We start from the raw sequence: 17,124 nt of genomic DNA on the forward strand, positions 1-17,124 counted from the left end.
GGACGAGCTGTCGGTATTCTGCTTCATGGCGTGATCTCCCTGGCGTTGCCGCCGCCGGTCGGACGGGTGAGTGTCCACCTGCAGATCACGCCGCCAGCCAATTTCCACCAGGTCCGAGACAAAACCCCGTTCGGGAACCCGGGCCTCTTCGGAAATCGCCCGAATCCATTTCCGAGCGTCGAAGGTCCCACTCCAAGATCCGACGCGACTTGGCGCCGTGTCACGCCGCTGGTGAGCGCGATGCGATGGCCACGCGCTTGTCGAAGAACCCAATAAGCTGGCCGTGCCAGTCGCAGCGGACGACGGTGGGTGGGAGAGCATCCAGTTGGCGAAGGTCCGGCGAGGCATTCCCGTCAGGGACATCATCGCCGCCATTCGCGCAGGCAGGCTGCCCGTCGGCCGTCGCACCGATGCAGATGGATACCGCGCGCTGATTGTTCCGAAGGCTGTCTTGAACAACTGGAGAGACCGCAGGCGCGAGGCCCAGGAGGAAGGCTTGCTCTCCGTAGCGGCTTTCGGCCGCTCCATCGGCATCCGCGGTGAGGGCACCTTCCTTGCCATGGCCGAAGCTGGCTACATTCCGTGCCGCACGCAGATCAACACGCGCACCCGACAGGCCCAACTGGTCATTAATCCGGACGACATTGCGCGATTTCACCGGACCTACATGACCACACACACAATCGCTGCGGAACATGGGCTCATCGAAATACGATCCCCACGAGCCTAGTGGACAAAGGTGTCAGCCCTTTCACAAGATACGGCCGCACGTTCGGAATGGTGTTTCTGCGCGTGGACGTGGAACGATGTCTTGACCCCGGGACCGTTTGGCGCCGTCAGGGCTCCTGATAAAATCCCCCAGCATCTTCCGAATCCAGGCCGCGACCTACAGGCATTTCGCCTTCATAGGTTGGGATCTCCTTGACAGCAGGTGTGCACGGTTACGATGAAAGAGAGTAAAGGAAGGGCGATCTATCCGCCCACTTGGAGCCTCAGTCTTAGGCCTCCTGCATCAATCGCCCAGGAGTGAGCTCTACGTCCTGCCTCCACTTAGGAAAGCGGATCACTTCAGCGGCGGATATCGTGCCTTCCTGCGCATGTGCGATGGCGCCAGCGTGTCAGGCGTCAGTCCGCATACCGCTCGGCACACCCTTATCACGAAGGCGCAAGAGCAACTGGCATCTCGGAGGCCATAGCCGGCGCTATCGTTGGCCATCGGAAGAGCTTCACTGGCACCGGTCGGAACTATACCCACTTCGCGCCGGACTTCCTGATCGCGGCAGCGTCTGCCGACCAGCGCCATGGTCATGCGGGGAAACTGGCAACTTCGTGAGGTCTCGATCTGTCTGCGGCATCGTATGCAGCTCGTGCCCTTGTGGACCGAAGAGGTTCCTGAGCGCCGCTTCGACATGCAGCATCAACTGCGACTAATTCTGGATCGGATCATGTCGGGCCGGATTGACGGGGCATCGGTTGAGCCTTCCAACTTCGATCTGTGGTTGGATGGCCGCCTCTCTGGACGGCCCGACCAGACATGGCTTGCCCCACACGGCATATCCGCAACCGCAGCGTTTTGTCGGATGTTCGGAGCAGGGCTGATCCCGGCAGAAGAAAGTCCGGTTGCCCATCAGCACGCGGCCTGTGCGGCGGGCTATGATATCATCATGCAAGGGCCTGACGCCATCAAGGCAAGGCTGATCCAGCTGTCCTTCGAGGGAGATGGCGTGGCGGATGGTGTCCGGAAGGTTTACCATCGAATGTGTGCAATCCTAGGTCAGCATCTTCGTCAAGAAACAGCCTTCGATGTGTTTCGGGATATCTTGCGGGAGGCGTTGCTCGACCTCTGGCCGTTGGACGCCGCTGACAGTGTCTTCGGCCACATTCTAACCGAGCGGCGCATTCATTCTGTTGCCACCTCCGCAAATGAACTGAGCGTCAACCCTGACCGGTTGAGGCCTTTGCTGGTCGAGGCCGGAGCAATTGCCTCCGATGATCACCGCCCCTATACGCGAGTGACATTCGATGCCCGCAGATTTGCCCCCTTGCTGGAGACCATTTCGACGCTCGTCCCGGATGGGGCAATGCGCAAGATGCTCGGGGCGACCGAAGCCGAGATGATGGCGCTGGAGCATGCTGACATCCTGATCCCCCGCACAGCCTTGACAACTGCGCGGTTGCGCTGGAGTCCGAAGGACGCAGCGGCCTTGGTTGATGAGTTGAAAGTCTACGCTTCGCGCAGCGAGCTTGGGGATGTGCAGGATTGGGCCACCATACAGATTGCCCAGGCCCGAACCGGTGTGAGCATCGCCCGAATATTCGCCGGCCTGAGCGCGGGAAACCTGCGCCTCAGGCAACAGTCGCCGGGCGCAGGCTATCACGGGTTCCAGGTCAGCATTGCCGATGTGTTGACCATGGATGAAGCATCTTCTGCGGAAACTGGCCGCGCGGTATCTCTTTCTGAATTCGGACGCGGGATCGGAATTCGCGATGCCGTGCAGCTGCTGGCGTTGGTGGAATGCGGCGACCTAGCCGTGGAAGACATCGTTCATCCTGTCACGCGCCGGCGAATGCGGACCGTGCCGGAATCATCCATGGCCGCGTTCCGCGCACGTTTCCTGAACCTGACGATGATTGCACAGGAGTTCGGGCTGCAGCGAAATGTCTCCCGCAGTCTCCTCAACGCGGCGGATGTCCAGCCTTATCTGGCGGGCAAGGGAAATGTCGGGACCCTCTATCTCCGCATCGAGGCTGAGCGGGCATTACGCGCAGCCGGACATGGGAGCGGATGATTCACATGCTGGATCAACAAATCAAACACGCGCGGGAGTTTCTTGTTGACAGGGGATGGGCAAAAACCACCCCCAAAACGTGCAAACTTATGCCCTATTGGCAAGTAGTTGATCTTATTGGTGACCCCGACAGGACTTGAACCTGTAACCTGCCCCTTAGGAGGGGGCTGCTCTATCCAGTTGAGCCACGGGGCCGATAGGCCGTGTCTAGCGGGTCGGGGGCGCGTTTGGCAAGCGGCGAACGGGCGGCGGTTGTCGCGCCCACTGTCCTCCGCTAACATCGCTCGACCCATCGCCAGGATCCTCATCATGCTTCCGACCCGTCCCCGCCGACCTCTGACCCTCCGAGATGTGTCCGAGGCGTCGGGCGTTTCGGAGATGACCGTCAGCCGCGTGCTGCGCAACCGGGGCGATGTGTCGGCGGCCACGCGAGAAAAGGTGCTGACGGCGGCGAAGACACTCGGCTACGTGCCCAACAAGATCGCGGGCGGGCTGGCCAGCCAGCGGGTGAACCTTGTCGCGGTGGTCATTCCGTCGCTGTCGAACCTGGTCTTTCCGGACGTGCTGGGCGGGATTTCGGCCGAACTGGACGACACAGGGCTGCAGCCGGTCATCGGGGTCACCAACTATTCCCCCGCGCGAGAGGAGATGGTCCTTTACGACATGCTGTCCTGGCGGCCCTCGGGCGTGATCCTGGCCGGGCTGGAGCATAGCAAGGCCGCCCGCGCGATGCTGCAGAACTCGGGCATCCCGGTGGTCGAGATCATGGACATCGACGGCGAGGGGATCGACACGCTTGTGGGCATCTCTCATATCCGAGCGGGTCGCGAGATGGCGGCGCGGATTCTGGCCGCAGGCTATCGCCGCATCGGCTTCGTCGGCACCCACATGCCCGAGGATCATCGCGCCCGAAAACGCCTGCTGGGCTTCGAGGAGGGGCTGACGGCCGCCGGCGTGCAACTCGAGGCGCGGGAATATTATCAGGGCGGGTCTTCGCTGCTGAAGGGCCGCGAGCTGACCGAGCGGCTGCTGGCGCGGGCGCCGGACCTCGATTTCCTCTATTTTTCGAACGACATGATCGGGGCAGGCGGGCTGCTCCATTGTCTCGACAAGGGATATGACATTCCGGGCAGGCTGGGGCTGGCGGGCTTCAACGGAGTCGACCTGCTGGACGGTCTGCCGGTGCGGCTGGCCACCACGGATGCCCGGCGCGTGGACGTGGGTCGGCGGGCCGCCCGGCTGGTGGCAGGCAAAGACCGCGCCCCCGAGGATCGGATCGTCGCGCTGACCCCTACGTTCATGCCTGGTGACACCATTCGCGCCGCAGACCCCGCCTTGTGAACGACTGCGCGTGATCCTATCTTCCGGTTCATGCGCATTCCCCTTCTGACCCGCCTTCTGTCCCGCAAGCCCCGCGTCGCGGTCATCCGCCTGTCGGGCACCATCGGCGGTGCCGGCCGGGGCGGTGGGCTGAACGACGCCGCCCTGGCTCCGATGATCGAGCGGGCCTTCCGCCGCAAGCCGGTGGCGGTGGCGCTGTCGATCAATTCGCCGGGCGGCTCTCCGGTGCAGTCGTCGCTGATCGCCGCGCGCATCCGGCGGCTGGCCGACGACAAGGCCGTGCCGGTCCATGCCTTCGTCGAGGATGTCGCCGCGTCCGGCGGCTATTGGCTGGCCTGCGCAGCCGACGACATCTGGGCCGACGACAGCTCGATCCTGGGGTCGATCGGCGTGATCACGGCGGGCTTCGGCTTTCACCAGCTGATCGACCGCTGGGGCATCGAGCGCCGCGTCCACACGGCAGGCGAATCCAAGTCGACGCTGGACCCCTTCCGGCCAGAGCGTCCCGAGGACGTGGCCCGCCTGCACAACATCCTGGAGCCGATCCACCAGGCCTTCAAGAACCATGTCCGCGCCCGTCGCGGCGGCCGTCTGCCCGAGGGGCGCGACCTTTTTACCGGAGAGTTCTGGGCGGGCCGAGAGGCCGTCGCCCTTGGACTTGCCGACGGCATCGGCCACCTGGTGCCCCACATGAAGCAGCTCTATGGCGACAAGATCGCGTTCGAGGTGCACAGCGTCCGCCGCCCGCTGTTGCGGCGGCTGGGTATGTCGGCCGAGGCCGTGCTGGACGCGGCCGAGGATCGCGCAGCCTTCCAACGCTTCGGCACCCGCGGATGAGCATCCGCATCGTCATCGTCTTTCTGCTGGTCATGGTCGGACTTGCGCTGGTGCGCGGCCCGGCCTTCCGGCGCGCCTTGAAGAACATCCTGGGGATAAAACGTGGTCGTTGAAATTTTGCTGATCGTCGCCGGGCTGGTCCTGCTGGTCCTGGGCGGTCACCTGCTGGTCAAAGGTGCCGTGAACCTGGCCCTGAAGCTGGGCATCACGCCCATGGTCGTCGGCCTGACGGTCGTGGCCTTCGGCACCTCGGCACCCGAACTGCTGGTGTCGCTATCGGCGGCGCTGAAAGGGTCCAGCGGGATCGCGATGGGCAACGTCGTAGGCTCGAACATCGCCAACGTGCTGGTCATCCTGGGGGTGACGGCGCTGATCTCGGTCATCGTGACCAAGGGACACGACCTGCGCGAAAGCTGGGCGATGATGATCGCGGCGGCGGTCCTGCTGATCGCGCTGGCCTTTACCGGCGAGATCGGGCGCCTTGAAGGCGTCATCCTGCTGTTGGCCCTTGCCGCGACGCTCTGGCGGCAGCTCTCGACCGGCAAGGTCGAGGAGGCCGATCTGGAAGGCGCCGAACTGGGCGCGCCCTGGGGCAAGATCCTGCTGTCGCTGGCGGGCGGCCTGATCGCCCTGCCCATCGGTGCGAACATGCTGGTGAACGGCGCGACCGAAATCGCACGCGCCGCCGGCATCAGCGAGACCGTGATCGGCCTGACGCTGGTCGCCGTCGGCACGTCGCTGCCCGAACTGGCCGCGTCTGTCGCCTCGGCGCTGAAGGGGCGGGCGGACATGGCGCTCGGCAACGTCGTCGGGTCGAACATCTTCAACATCCTGGCGATCCTCGGGATCACGTCCCTCATCGCGCCCCTGTCTGTCCCGCCCGAGATGCTGCGACTGGACCTGTGGGTAATGCTGGCCGCGGCCCTTCTGCTGGCGCCGTTCCTGTTCAGGGGGGTCAGCCTGACGCGGCCCGTGGGCGCGGCGCTTGTCGCGGCCTATGGCGTCTATGCCTGGGTGCTGCTCTGACAGCATTGGCCCAATCCGGCAGCCATGGCGCTGTCGGACCGGACCGTTCCGGACCCGAATGCACCTTTTTGTCCACGACTTTCCTGTTGCCTTCACTATGTGACGGATTCTTCTAGAGAATTTGGCAAAGCCGGGAAGATGCCAAAAAATCTGCAGCAAAAACAACGCCCTCAATTTCCGCCTAATAAATAGGCAACTTCACCGAACCGTAACGATTGCTGGCCGGGGCGCATCGTCCTCACAGCCCGCCCACAGAATTATCCACAGATTCCGTGGAAAGCTTCAGCCTTGCAGACGCGGTCCGAAACTTGCAGCAGCCCCGCAGAATCACCAATTTTTCGACATGACCCAGAAAACCGGCCACGCGCTGATCCAGGATTACCTTCGCACGCTCGACAGCAGCCCCGGCGTCTATCGGATGCTGGATGCGCAGCAGGCGGTTCTTTATGTCGGCAAGGCCCGCGACCTGAAGGCGCGGGTGTCGAACTATGCCCGCCCCTCGGGACATTCCGGGCGCATCGCGCGGATGATCCGCGAGACGGCCTCGATGATGTTCCTGACGACGCGCACCGAAACCGAGGCGCTGCTGCTTGAACAGAACCTGATCAAGCAGCTGAAGCCGCGCTACAACGTGCTTCTGCGCGACGACAAAAGCTTTCCGAACATCCTGGTGGCCAAGTCGCATGGCTATCCACAGATCAAGAAGCATCGCGGCGCGAAGTCCGAAAAGGGCGACTATTACGGTCCGTTCGCCAGCGCCGGTGCCGTGAACCGCACGCTGACCCAGCTGCAGCGGGTGTTCCTGCTGCGCAACTGCACCGACAGCACGTTCGAATCCCGCACGCGCCCTTGCCTGCTGTTCCAGATCAAGCGCTGCAGCGCGCCCTGCGTGGGCCGGATCAGCCAGGACGACTACAACGGCCTTGTGGCCGATGCCGAACGCTTCCTGCAGGGCAAGACCACGACCATCCAGGCCAACTTGGCGGCCGAGATGGCCAAGGCGGCCGAGGGCATGGAATACGAACGCGCCGCGGCGCTCCGCGACCGCATCAAGGCGCTGACCGCAGTTCAATCCGTGCAGGCGATCAACCCCAAGGGCGTGGCCGAAGCCGACATCGTCGCGCTGCACATGGAAAGCGGGCAGGCCTGCGTGCAGGTCTTCTTCATCCGCGGCAACCAGAGCTGGGGGAACCGCGACTTCTACCCCCGTCTCGGCGGGGCGGAATCCCCCGACGAGGTGATGCAGGCCTTCCTGCTGCAGTTCTACGACGACAAGCCTCCTCCCCGGCAGATCCTGCTGTCCCACGCCCCCGAGGACCCCGAGCTGACCGCCGAGGTCCTGTCCGAACGCGCCCGCCGCCGCGTCGAGGTGCTGGTGCCCCAGCGCGGAGAGAAGTCGGACCTGGTCACCAACGCGCTGCGCAACGCCCGCGAAAGCCTGGCCCGGCGGATGTCCGAAAGCGCCACCCAGCTGCGCCTGCTGGAGGGTTTGGCCGAGGCGTTCGAGCTGCCCGCGCCCCCGCGCCGGATCGAGGTCTATGACAACAGCCACATCATGGGCACGAACGCCGTCGGCGGCATGATCGTCGCGGGTCCCGAAGGCTGGATGAAGAACCAGTACCGCAAGTTCAACATCAAGGGGACCGAGATCACGCCCGGCGACGACTTCGGCATGATGAAGGAGGTGCTGACCCGCCGCTTCCAGCGCCTTCTGAAGGACGATCCCGACCGCCAGACCGAGGCCTGGCCGGACCTTCTGCTGATCGACGGAGGCGCGGGGCAAGTCAGCGCGGTCGAGGAGATCATGGCCGAACTGGGCGTCGAGGACATCCCGATGATCGGGGTGGCCAAGGGTCAGGACCGCGACCACGGGAAAGAAGAGTTCCACCGCCCCGGCCGCCGTCCCTTCGCGCTGCGCATGAACGACCCGGTGCTGTACTTCGTTCAGCGCCTGCGGGACGAGGCGCACCGGTGGGCCATCGGCACCCACCGCGCCAAGCGCGCCAAGGCACAGATGTCGAACCCCTTGGACGAGATCGCGGGCATCGGATCGGCCCGCAAGCGCGCGCTTCTGACGCATTTCGGCAGCGCCAAGGCCGTCAGCCGCGCGGGCCTGGCCGACCTGCTGGCGGTCGAGGGAATCTCGGCTGCGATGGCGCAGAAGGTGCATGACCACTTCAACACCCGCAGCTAGTGCTGTGGCATCATGTTACCGCCGACCTGTCGGCGATTCGCGTTATGGTTGCCCCTCACCATCGACAAGATGAAGGAGGCTGCCATGCCCTACGCCCGTTCCTTCGGACCTTTCGCGCACCGCATTCCTCTCCGCTCGCCTGCCGACGTTGACAACGGATCGGCCGATGGCCTCACCCGTCTGGACGCCACGATCACCGATATCAACATCACCGGCAGCGACCCGACGCTGCAGGTCCGCGCCCCCGACGGCATGAACTGGACCATCGAACTGGCCAGTCATGCCCGCAACCGCGCGATCGGCCTGACCGATGCGGCGCTGCTGCCGGGCGACAAGGTCCATGTCGCCGGAGAACCCGCGCATCATTTCGGCGAAACCCGCATCAAGGCCCTGCGCCTGACCATCAACGACCAGCGCTTCGACCTTTCCGAGGAAACGCCGACCGCGGCCTGATCCTGTCATCGTGACCGAACGGGGGCGGGGTACATCAGCCTTGCCCCTTTCCAAGTCCCACGGCAGCGACTAGCTTGCCCCCATGCGCTGGAACCTGCCGAACATCCTGACCTTGCTGCGTCTTCTGGCCGCCCCCGCGGTGCCGTTGATGTTTCTCTATTTTCACCGGCCATGGGCTGACTGGGCTGCGCTGACGCTGTTCCTGCTGGCCGCGATCACCGACTGGTTCGACGGCTATCTGGCCCGCGCCTGGAAGCAGGAAAGCCGCTTCGGCGCCGCCATGGACCCCATCGCCGACAAGGCGATGGTCATCATCGCGCTGGTGGTCATCACCGGCTATTCCGGCATGAACCCCTGGCTGATCCTGCCGGTGACGGTGATCCTCTTCCGAGAGGTGTTCGTGTCCGGCCTGCGCGAATTCCTGGGCGACAAGTCCCGCACGCTGGCCGTCACCAACCTGGCCAAATGGAAGACCACGCTGCAGATGGTCGCCATCGCGACGCTGTTCCTTGGTACCGGGCTGGCCTTCAACGAAGCCGGCCGCCCCCCGCGCGTGGGCGAAGCCGGGCTGATCTGGTCGGGCAGCGCCGCCGCGCTTGCGACCTATGCGGGCGTCGCGCTGATCTGGGTCGCCGCCGGCTTGACCGCCTGGACGGGCTGGGATTATTTCGTCAAGGCACTGCCCTTCCTGAGGGAGCCTCGAAATGGCGCTTGAGGTTCTCTATTTCGCCTGGCTGCGCGAACGCGTCGGCCACCCGCGCGAAACCGTCACCACCGACGCGGCCACCGTCCGCGACCTGGTGGCCCAGCTGGCCGCCAGCACGCCGGGCCACGCGGCGGCTTTCGACGATCTTGCCACCTTGCGCTGCGCGGTGGACCAGAAGCTGACCGACCTCGACGCGCCCTTGTCGGGCGCCCGAGAAGTGGCCTTCTTCCCGCCCATGACCGGCGGCTGATCCATGACCGCCCGCGTCCAGACCGCGCCCTTTGACCTGGCGGCCGAACTGCGGGACTTCGGAGCAGGCGCGGGCGCCGTGGTGACCTTCACCGGCCTCGTGCGCGACGACACCGGCCAGATGGCCGCGCTCGAGATCGAGCACTATCCCGAGATGACGGAGCGGGCGCTCTCGGACTTCGGTGCCGCGGCCGCGCAGCGCTTCGACCTGGCCGACTGGCGCATCGTCCACCGTCACGGCCGGATCGAGATCGGCGACCAGATCATGATGGTCGCCACCGCCGCCCGCCACCGCCGCGCCGCCTTCGACGCGGCCGGCTATCTCATGGACTGGCTGAAATCCCGCGCCCCCTTCTGGAAGCGCGAGATCGCCCGTGACGGCTCGGCGACCTGGGTGCAGGCCAAGGCAGGCGACGAGGACGCGCTGAGCCGGTGGTAATCGTCTGCAGCGCCCGGACGCCCACGACCTATCGCGGCCCATGATCCGGCCCGAACTTCGCGCCCTGCTGCGCGACCGGTCGGAACTGCTGATCTTCGGGGGGCTGACGCTTCTTGGGCTGTGGCTGACCTTCTTGGGCGGTTGGTTCTTCGCCCTGGTCGGCGCGGGCGTGGTGCTTGTGGGCGCCAGCCTGACCGTCGGCGCGCTGCGCCATGCGCCCTTCCGCAGGCCGGTCGCCGCCCCCGGCGTGGTCGAGTTGGTCGAGGGCGCCGTCCGCTATTACGGTGCGACCGAGCCGGGCGGAGAGGTCGCGCTGCGCGACCTGACCGAGATCCGGCTTCTGCGCCTGCGGGGGCGCGCATGCTGGCGGCTGCGCAGCCAGGACGGGCAGGCCCTGCTGATCCCGGTCGACGCCGCAGGCGCCGCCGTGCTGGCCGACGCGTTCGAGACGCTGCCGGGGCTGGACCTTGGGATGCTGTCAAAGGCGCTGTCGCATGTCGCCGCGCAGCCCGAGGCGATGCGAACCGTTTGGCGCAGGCCCAGCTGACGCGGCTTGACTTGGCCCGGCGCGCTTGCCACCTGTGACCGACCGGAAACCGAGAAAGGCCTCGACCCTATGTCCATTCCACAGCAGGGCGGAGGCCCCATCGAACATCGCGACCAGCTGGCGGCCTATATCGCCAGCGGCGAAAAGCCGAAGGACCAGTGGCGGATCGGGACCGAGCACGAGAAGTTCGGCTATGACGACGCCCGCAAGCTGCCCTTGCCCTACGAGGGCCCGACCTCGATCACGGCCATGCTGGAGGGGCTGCGCGACCGCTTCAACTGGCAGCCGGTCCTGGAGGCCGACAAGCTGATCGGGCTGGAGCGCAACGGCGCCAACGTGAGCCTGGAGCCGGGTGGCCAGCTGGAACTGTCCGGCGCGCCCTTGGAGACGATCCACCAGACCTGCGACGAGGTGAACAGCCACCTGGCCGAGGTCGAGGCGGTCGCCAGGGACATTGGCGCGGGCTTCATCGGCCTGGGTGCCGCGCCGCTCTGGACGCAGGACCAGATGCCGATGATGCCCAAGGGGCGCTATCGGCTGATGACCGACTACATGGGACGCGTGGGCACGCTTGGCACGCAGATGATGTACCGGACCTGCACCGTGCAGGTGAATCTGGATTTCGCGTCCGAGGCCGACATGGTCCAGAAGATGCGCGTGGCGCTGGCGCTGCAACCGGTGGCGACGGCGCTGTTCGCGAACTCGCCCTTCCTGGACGGCAAGCCGAACGGCATGAAGTCCTGGCGCGCGCATATCTGGCAGAACCTCGACGCCGCGCGAACCGGCATGCTGCCCTTCGTCTTCGAGGACGGTTTCGGCTACGAAGCCTGGGTAGACTATGTCCTGAACGTCCCGATGTATTTCGTCTATCGCGACGGCAAGTACATCGACGCTCTGGGCCAGAGCTTCAAGGACTTCCTGAACGGCCGCCTGCCCGCCCTTCCGGGCCAGGTGCCGACCCTGTCGGACTGGGCCGACCATATGACCACCGTCTTCCCCGAAGCGCGTGTGAAGAAATACATAGAGATGCGCGGTGCCGATGGCGGGCCATGGCGCAGGCTGTGCGCGCTGCCGGCGCTGTGGGTCGGCCTGACCTATGACACCGAGGCGCTGGACGCGGCCTGGGACCTGGTCAAGGGCTGGGATGCCGAGACGCGCGAGGCGCTGCGCGTTGCGGCGGGCCGCGACGGCCTGCAGGCCGAAGCGGGCGGCATCCGCATGCACGACTTGGCCCGAGAGGTCGTGGCGATTGCCGAAACCGGCCTGAAGAACCGCGCCATGCCCGGCAGCGGCGGCCTGGTCCCGGACGAGACGCACTTCCTGAACGCCCTGAAGGAAAGCGTCGACAGCGGCCGGATCCCCGCCGACGAGCTTCTGGCGAAGTACCACGGCGAATGGGCGGGCGACCTGACCCGGATCTACGACGAGTATTCCTACTGAGATACCGCTGCCGGCGGCCCTGGCGAAGAAGACCGCACGGGAAGGTGAGGTGGCGGCGTGCGCTGCCGGCTTGATCTGCCGCGCGTGGAATGGCACGCCGTCGAAAAACAGCACGATGGGGCGGAAGATGCGTGGTGATGCGATGCGGTGGATCGGATGGCTGGTGGCGCTGGTCTTCGGAGCCGGGGTGCTGGCGCTGCTGGGCCTGGTCGTGGCCCTGGTGCGGTCCGCCGAGGGCGTGCCGCCGATGCCGATCTACATGGGGATCCTGGGCTGCGTCGCGTTGATCCTGCTGGCGGGGGCCTGCCTCGCGCTGATCTCGATCGCGGTGTCGGTACGGCGGGGGGTGGACCTGCTGCAGCGTGGGGCTGCGCCTGCGGCCGAGGCGGTCGCCAAGCCGCAGGGTCCGTTCAGCCCCGCCGCACTGGCCGAGGTGCCGGCAGCGCCCCGCGCGGCCCGCGCCGGCAAGGTGCTGGTGGCCGAACGGTAGGACCTATTTCCGGCCGATGCGAGGCTCCGTCCCGTTCAGCAGGCGGCTGATGTTGCCGTGGTGGCGGATGAAGATCAGCACCGCCATGAAGGCGGCCACCCACGCGATGTCCATGCGCCCCAGACCCCAGGCAAAGACCGGGGCCAGCGCCGCCGCCAGAAGGGCGCTGAGGCTGCTGATGCGGCTGACGGCGGCCGTCAGGGCCCAGGTCGCGCAGGCGATCAGGCCGAGCGGCCAGTGCAGCGCGATCAGCGTGCCAAGGAAGGTCGCGACCCCCTTGCCGCCCTTGAAGCCCAGCCAGACGGGGAAGCAGTGGCCCAGGAAGGCGGCGCCGCCCGCCAGGATCGCTGCGGTCTCTCCGCCGAAGTGGCGGGCCAGCAGGACCGCGATGGCGCCCTTGCCGCTGTCCAGCAGCAGCGTGGCCAGCGCGGCCGGCTTGTTGCCCGTGCGCAGCACGTTGGTCGCCCCGATATTGCCCGATCCGATCCGGCGCAGGTCGCCCAGGCCAAGCGCGCGGGTGATCACGATGCCGAAGGGCACCGCCCCCAGCAGATAGCCGAAGACGGCCCAGAGGATCAGGCTCATGCGTGGTCTCCGAAGACGGGCCGGCCTGCAACCCAGGTGCCTAGGATGCGGCCCTGCATCCGCGCGCCGTCGAAGGGCGTGTTCTTCGACTTCGACAAAAGGGTGAAGCGGTCCAGAACGAAGGGCGCGTCCGGATCGAACAGCACCAGGTCGCCGGGCGCCCCGTCGGCCAGGCGACCCGACGGCAGGCGCAGGCGGCGCGCCGGGTTCAGCGACAGCGCCCGCCACAGTTGCGGCAGGCTGAGCCCACCCTGGTGGTAAAGCCGCAGTGCCGCCGGCAGCAGCGTCTGCAAGCCGACGGCGCCGGGGGCGGCGGCCTCGAAGGGCAGGCGCTTCGATTCCTCGTCCTGCGGCGTATGGAAGCTGGCGATGCTGTCGATCAGCCCGTCGGCCACTGCCTGCACCATCGCCTGGCGGTCCTCCTCGGACCGCAGGGGCGGGGTGAAGCGGAAGAAGGTTCGGTAATCGCCGACATCGAATTCGTTCAGCGTCAGGTGGTGGATCGAGATCCCGGCCGTCACGTCCAGCCCCACGTCGCGGGCACGCGCCAGCGCGGGCAGGGCGGCGGCCGTGGTGATCTGGTCGGCGTGCCAGCGGCAACGGGTCATGGCGACCAGCGACAGGTCGCGGTCCAGCCCCATCACCTCGGCCATGGGCGAGACCGAGGGGATGCCATAGAGCGAGGCAAACTTCCCGCTGGTCGCCGCCGCGCCCTGCGACAGGCCCTGATCCTGCGGATGGCCAATGATCAGCGCGTCGAGGCCGCGGGCATAGGTCATGCAGCGCGACAGAAGCTTGGTGTCACGCACGACGCGTACGCCGTCGGTAAAGGCCACCGCGCCCAGATCGTTCAGGAAGCCGATCTCGACCATCTCGCGCCCTTCGCGCGACTTGGTCAGCGCCGCCATGTGGCGGATGTTCACCGGCGCATCGGCGGCGCGGCGGGTGACGAACTCCAGCGCCTCGGGCGTGTCGATGGGGGGCATCGTGTCGGGACGGGCAACCATGGTCGTGACGCCGCCGGCCGCCGCTGCGCGGCCGGCGCTGCGGAAGCTTTCCTTGTGGCGTTCCCCCGGTTCGCCGATCTTGACGCCCCAGTCGATCAGACCCGGCGCCAGCGCCCGGCCGTTGCAGTCGATGACCCTCGCGCCTTCGTGGACGGGTTCGTCCGGCGCGGCACGGCCGGAGATGCGGCCGTCGATGACGCGCAGGCTACCCGGTTCGTCGGTCAGCGTTTCGGGATCGATCAGGCGCGCGTTGCGGAAGACGATGTCCATGATCACACCTCGCCCAGTGCGGCGCGGCCGCGTTCGGCGCGCAGGTTGCGGGCCAGCAGGTCAAGGGCCGCCATGCGGACGGCGACCCCCATTTCGACCTGATCCTGGATGACGCTGCGGTTGATGTCGTCGGCGATGGTGCCGTCGATCTCGACCCCGCGGTTCATCGGGCCGGGATGCATGACGATGGCATCGGGCGCGGCAAGCGCCAGCTTTTCGGCATCCAGCCCCCAGCGGTGGAAATATTCGCGCTCGGACGGGATGAAGCCGCCGTCCATGCGTTCCTTCTGCAGCCGCAGCATCATGACGACATCCGCGCCCTTCAGCCCCTCGCGCATGTCTTCATAGAGCTCGACCCCCATCTCGGCCACGCCGGACGGCATCAGGGTGGACGGCCCGATCAGGCGGATCCGGTTTTCCATCTTGCCCAGCAGGATCAGGTTCGACCGCGCGACCCGGCTGTGGGCGATGTCGCCGCAGATCGCGATGGTCAGGCGGTGCAGCCGTCCCTTGGCGCGGCGGATCGTCAGCGCGTCCAGCAGCGCCTGCGTCGGATGTTCGTGCCGCCCGTCGCCCGCGTTGATGACGGCGCAGTTCACCTTTTCCGCCAGCAGGTTCACGGCACCTGAATGGGGGTGACGCACGACCAGAAGGTCGGGCTGCATCGCGTTCAGCGTCAGCGCCGTGTCGATCAGGGTTTCGCCCTTCTTCACGCTGGACTGGCTGACCGCCATGTTCATCACGTCCGCCCCAAGCCGCTTGCCCGCCAGTTCGAAACTGGCCTGTGTGCGGGTCGAGTTCTCGAAGAACATGTTGATCTGGGTCAGCCCTTCCAGTGCGTCGGAATGCTTGACGGTGCGGCGGTTGAGGGAAACGTAATCCTCGGCCAGGTCCAGCAGCGACACGATCTCGTCTGGCTTCAGATGGTCGATGCCCAGAAGGTGGCGGGCGCGAAAGCTCATGTGCGGCCTCTTGGTCGGGGTCGAGCCGTTCTATCGCAGATGGGCGGGGTTGCGGCAAGCGGGGTGCGACCCGGGGCGACGGCAGCTTTCTGCAGGCCGTGCAACTGTCTCTTGCCGGGTTCGGCGGGCGCGGATATGGCGAAGAAATGAGCAGCCGGTATCGTCCCCATATCCTTGCGACGCTGTCCCTGGGACTGCCGCTGATCGGCAGCCACCTGGCGCGCATGGCCATCGGCGTGGGCGACACGGTCATGATCGGCTGGTACGGGGTCGAGCCGCTGGCGGCGCTGGTCATCGCGACCTCGTTCTTCCACATCCTGTTCTTCCTGGGCATGGGCTTCGGCACTGGCGTGATGGGGCTGATCGCCAGCCACATCGCCAGCGGGAACGAGACCGAGGTCCGGCGTGGCGCGCGCATGGCGCTGTGGCTTTCGGCGGGCTTCGCGCTGGTCGTCATGCCGCTGATGTGGTGGTCCGAGCCGATCCTGCTGGGCTTGGGCCAGACGCCGCTCGTCTCTGCGCTGGCGCAGGATTACCTGCGCATCGCCGGCTGGGGCCTGGGGGTCGTGCTGGGACAGCTGACGCTGGCATCCTACCTGGCGGCGCTGGAGCGGACGCAGATCGTCATGTGGGTGACGCTGGCCGGGCTGCCCCTGAACCTGTTCCTGAACTGGGTGCTGATCTTCGGCAACCTCGGCGCGCCGGAACTGGGCGTGCGCGGTGCCGCCATCGCCAGTGTCACGGTGCAGGTGGTCCAGCTGGTGCTGCTGGTCGCCTATGCGGCCTGGCTGCCGATGGCGCGGCAGTACAACCTGTTCCAGCGCTTCTGGCGACCTGACTGGCAGGCGATGGCGCAGGTCGCCCGCGTAGGCTGGCCCATCGGCCTGACCATGGTGGCCGAGGGCGGGCTGTTCGTGGCGTCCAACGTCATGATGGGCTGGATCGGGACGCCGCAGCTGGCGGCGCACGGGATCGCGCTGCAGATCACCTCGATCACCTTCATGGCGCATCTGGGGCTGTCGAACGCGGCCACCGTGCGGGTGGGGCAGGCCAAGGGCCGCGGCGACCGCCCTTGGATGCGCGACGCGGCCGTGACCGTCATGTGGATGTCGCTGGTCTTCGCCGGGATCGCCATCGCTCTCTATCTGCTGTTCGCCGAGGGGCTGGTGCGGCTCTACCTCGACCCCGCGGACCCGCAGGCGCCGCAGATCGTGGCCATCGGGGCCAGCCTGCTGATGTTCGCGGCGCTGTTCCAGCTGACCGATGCGTTCCAGGTCATCGCCCTGGGCTTCCTGCGCGGGGTGCATGATACGCAGGTCCCGATGTGGATCGCGGGCTTCAGCTATTGGGTGGTCGGCATGCCGGTGGCCTGGGCGCTGGCCTTCCCCTTGGGCTTCGGGCCGGCGGGGCTGTGGCTGGGCCTGTGCGTCGGGCTGACGTTGGCGGCGATCCTGCTGATGCGCCGCTTCTGGCGGGGGCATGCGCGCGGGGACTGGACCCGCGCCGTCGCGGCGGTCTAACCTGCGCCCGGAAGGAGAGCCCGATGCGCCCAGTTTTCGTCCAGTTCCGCTGCGAGCCCGGCAAGACCTATCAGGTTGCCGAGGCGATCTATGACCGCGAAGTGGTCAGCGAGCTTTACTCGACCTCGGGCGACTATGACCTGATCGCCAAGGTCTATATCCCCGAGGACGAGGATGTGGGCCGTTTCCTGTCGGACCGGCTGTTCGACATCCCCCATATCAGCCGGACCCTGACCACGATGACCTTCCGCGCCTTCTGAGCGCGCTTG

18 protein-coding genes and 1 tRNA gene are annotated in these 17,124 nt (G+C 66.4%); 14 read left to right on the forward strand and 5 right to left on the reverse strand.

The genetic code is table 11. From position 1 onward, the window contains the following. Positions 1-220: 220 nt before the first annotated feature. Entirely contained in the window at positions 221-697 is a 477-nt protein-coding gene (locus OC159_RS00005) for a hypothetical protein (RefSeq protein ID WP_265499105.1), read from the reverse strand. 604 nt (positions 698-1,301) lie between these two features. Here OC159_RS00005 and OC159_RS00010 point away from each other — a divergent pair. Further along, entirely contained in the window at positions 1,302-2,789 is a 1,488-nt protein-coding gene (locus tag OC159_RS00010; protein ID WP_265499106.1) for a hypothetical protein, read from the forward strand. A gap of 118 nt (positions 2,790-2,907) precedes the next feature. Here the strand turns inward: OC159_RS00010 and OC159_RS00015 are convergent. Beyond that, a tRNA-Arg gene (locus OC159_RS00015) sits at positions 2,908-2,984 on the reverse strand. A gap of 114 nt (positions 2,985-3,098) precedes the next feature. On the opposite strand from OC159_RS00015, the gene OC159_RS00020 reads away from it, so the two are divergent. From OC159_RS00020 to OC159_RS00070, 11 genes are all read left to right on the forward strand, one after another. After that, entirely contained in the window at positions 3,099-4,130 is a 1,032-nt protein-coding gene (locus OC159_RS00020; protein WP_265499107.1) for a LacI family DNA-binding transcriptional regulator, read from the forward strand. Between the two features lie 30 nt (positions 4,131-4,160). Next, positions 4,161-4,967 (forward strand): S49 family peptidase, encoded by an 807-nt coding sequence (locus tag OC159_RS00025; RefSeq protein WP_265499108.1) that lies wholly within the window; start codon positions 4,161-4,163, stop codon positions 4,965-4,967. A 102-nt stretch (positions 4,968-5,069) separates the two neighbouring features. After that, entirely contained in the window at positions 5,070-5,993 is a 924-nt protein-coding gene (locus OC159_RS00030; RefSeq protein ID WP_265499109.1) for a calcium/sodium antiporter, read from the forward strand. 343 nt (positions 5,994-6,336) lie between these two features. Further along, positions 6,337-8,187, forward strand: a complete 1,851-nt coding sequence (gene uvrC, locus OC159_RS00035; RefSeq protein ID WP_265499110.1) for an excinuclease ABC subunit UvrC — start codon at positions 6,337-6,339, stop codon at positions 8,185-8,187. Between the two features lie 84 nt (positions 8,188-8,271). Further along, entirely contained in the window at positions 8,272-8,640 is a 369-nt protein-coding gene (locus OC159_RS00040) for a hypothetical protein (RefSeq protein WP_265499111.1), read from the forward strand. An 82-nt stretch (positions 8,641-8,722) separates the two neighbouring features. Beyond that, positions 8,723-9,355: a CDP-diacylglycerol--glycerol-3-phosphate 3-phosphatidyltransferase gene (pgsA, locus tag OC159_RS00045; RefSeq protein WP_265499112.1), complete on the forward strand. Its 633-nt coding sequence runs from the start codon at positions 8,723-8,725 to the stop codon at positions 9,353-9,355. Next, the gene (gene moaD / locus OC159_RS00050) at positions 9,345-9,596 is read left to right on the forward strand and encodes a molybdopterin converting factor subunit 1 (protein ID WP_265499113.1); all 252 of its coding nucleotides are present in this window, start codon (positions 9,345-9,347) and stop codon (positions 9,594-9,596) included. Before pgsA ends, moaD begins: the two co-directional genes overlap by 11 nt. Positions 9,597-9,599: 3 nt before the next feature. Further along, positions 9,600-10,034, forward strand: a complete 435-nt coding sequence (locus OC159_RS00055) for a molybdenum cofactor biosynthesis protein MoaE (protein ID WP_265499114.1) — start codon at positions 9,600-9,602, stop codon at positions 10,032-10,034. Between the two features lie 40 nt (positions 10,035-10,074). Then, positions 10,075-10,581, forward strand: coding sequence for a hypothetical protein (locus tag OC159_RS00060; protein ID WP_265499115.1), 507 nt, complete (start codon positions 10,075-10,077; stop codon positions 10,579-10,581). Positions 10,582-10,650: 69 nt separating this feature from the next. Continuing rightward, positions 10,651-12,021: a glutamate--cysteine ligase gene (locus OC159_RS00065; protein WP_265499116.1), complete on the forward strand. Its 1,371-nt coding sequence runs from the start codon at positions 10,651-10,653 to the stop codon at positions 12,019-12,021. A 127-nt stretch (positions 12,022-12,148) separates the two neighbouring features. Further along, the gene (locus tag OC159_RS00070) at positions 12,149-12,511 is read left to right on the forward strand and encodes a hypothetical protein (RefSeq protein WP_265499118.1); all 363 of its coding nucleotides are present in this window, start codon (positions 12,149-12,151) and stop codon (positions 12,509-12,511) included. A 3-nt stretch (positions 12,512-12,514) separates the two neighbouring features. On the opposite strand, the gene plsY is transcribed toward OC159_RS00070, so the two are convergent. From plsY to OC159_RS00085, 3 genes are read right to left on the reverse strand one after another with little or no spacing between them, the layout of a single operon-like run. Further along, entirely contained in the window at positions 12,515-13,096 is a 582-nt protein-coding gene (gene plsY / locus OC159_RS00075) for a glycerol-3-phosphate 1-O-acyltransferase PlsY (protein WP_265499119.1), read from the reverse strand. Beyond that, a complete protein-coding gene (gene pyrC / locus OC159_RS00080; protein WP_265499120.1) occupies positions 13,093-14,373 on the reverse strand; it encodes a dihydroorotase in 1,281 nt (426 codons plus the stop codon). The genes plsY and pyrC overlap by 4 nt, the downstream gene beginning before the upstream one ends. Positions 14,374-14,375: 2 nt before the next feature. Next, positions 14,376-15,335, reverse strand: a complete 960-nt coding sequence (locus OC159_RS00085; protein WP_265499121.1) for an aspartate carbamoyltransferase catalytic subunit — start codon at positions 15,333-15,335, stop codon at positions 14,376-14,378. Positions 15,336-15,481: 146 nt separating this feature from the next. On the opposite strand from OC159_RS00085, the gene OC159_RS00090 reads away from it, so the two are divergent. Together OC159_RS00090 and OC159_RS00095 are read left to right on the forward strand one after the other, a co-directional pair. Continuing rightward, on the forward strand, positions 15,482-16,855 hold the full coding sequence (locus OC159_RS00090; protein ID WP_265499122.1) for an MATE family efflux transporter: 1,374 nt from the start codon (positions 15,482-15,484) through the stop codon (positions 16,853-16,855). Between the two features lie 23 nt (positions 16,856-16,878). Continuing rightward, positions 16,879-17,115, forward strand: a complete 237-nt coding sequence (locus tag OC159_RS00095; protein WP_103171752.1) for an Lrp/AsnC ligand binding domain-containing protein — start codon at positions 16,879-16,881, stop codon at positions 17,113-17,115. Positions 17,116-17,124 lie beyond the last annotated feature (9 nt).

It is taken from the genome of Paracoccus beibuensis (genome assembly GCF_026162625.1).
Lineage (GTDB): Bacteria > Pseudomonadota > Alphaproteobacteria > Rhodobacterales > Rhodobacteraceae > Paracoccus > Paracoccus beibuensis.

Excerpts from the sequence above, each read along its gene's own strand:
- OC159_RS00005 (WP_265499105.1), bottom strand. The coding sequence starts at position 697 with ATGTTCCGCAGCGATTGTGTGTGTGGTCATGTAGGTCCGGTGAAATCG.
- OC159_RS00010 (WP_265499106.1), top strand. The coding sequence starts at position 1,302 with ATGGTCATGCGGGGAAACTGGCAACTTCGTGAGGTCTCGATCTGTCTG.
- OC159_RS00020 (WP_265499107.1), top strand. The coding sequence starts at position 3,099 with ATGCTTCCGACCCGTCCCCGCCGACCTCTGACCCTCCGAGATGTGTCC.
- OC159_RS00025 (WP_265499108.1), top strand. The coding sequence starts at position 4,161 with ATGCGCATTCCCCTTCTGACCCGCCTTCTGTCCCGCAAGCCCCGCGTC.
- uvrC (WP_265499110.1), top strand. The coding sequence starts at position 6,337 with ATGACCCAGAAAACCGGCCACGCGCTGATCCAGGATTACCTTCGCACG.
- OC159_RS00040 (WP_265499111.1), top strand. The coding sequence starts at position 8,272 with ATGCCCTACGCCCGTTCCTTCGGACCTTTCGCGCACCGCATTCCTCTC.
- pgsA (WP_265499112.1), top strand. The coding sequence starts at position 8,723 with ATGCGCTGGAACCTGCCGAACATCCTGACCTTGCTGCGTCTTCTGGCC.
- moaD (WP_265499113.1), top strand. The coding sequence starts at position 9,345 with ATGGCGCTTGAGGTTCTCTATTTCGCCTGGCTGCGCGAACGCGTCGGC.
- OC159_RS00055 (WP_265499114.1), top strand. The coding sequence starts at position 9,600 with ATGACCGCCCGCGTCCAGACCGCGCCCTTTGACCTGGCGGCCGAACTG.
- OC159_RS00060 (WP_265499115.1), top strand. The coding sequence starts at position 10,075 with ATGATCCGGCCCGAACTTCGCGCCCTGCTGCGCGACCGGTCGGAACTG.
- OC159_RS00065 (WP_265499116.1), top strand. The coding sequence starts at position 10,651 with ATGTCCATTCCACAGCAGGGCGGAGGCCCCATCGAACATCGCGACCAG.
- OC159_RS00070 (WP_265499118.1), top strand. The coding sequence starts at position 12,149 with ATGCGTGGTGATGCGATGCGGTGGATCGGATGGCTGGTGGCGCTGGTC.
- plsY (WP_265499119.1), bottom strand. The coding sequence starts at position 13,096 with ATGAGCCTGATCCTCTGGGCCGTCTTCGGCTATCTGCTGGGGGCGGTG.
- pyrC (WP_265499120.1), bottom strand. The coding sequence starts at position 14,373 with ATGGACATCGTCTTCCGCAACGCGCGCCTGATCGATCCCGAAACGCTG.
- OC159_RS00085 (WP_265499121.1), bottom strand. The coding sequence starts at position 15,335 with ATGAGCTTTCGCGCCCGCCACCTTCTGGGCATCGACCATCTGAAGCCA.
- OC159_RS00090 (WP_265499122.1), top strand. The coding sequence starts at position 15,482 with ATGAGCAGCCGGTATCGTCCCCATATCCTTGCGACGCTGTCCCTGGGA.
- OC159_RS00095 (WP_103171752.1), top strand. The coding sequence starts at position 16,879 with ATGCGCCCAGTTTTCGTCCAGTTCCGCTGCGAGCCCGGCAAGACCTAT.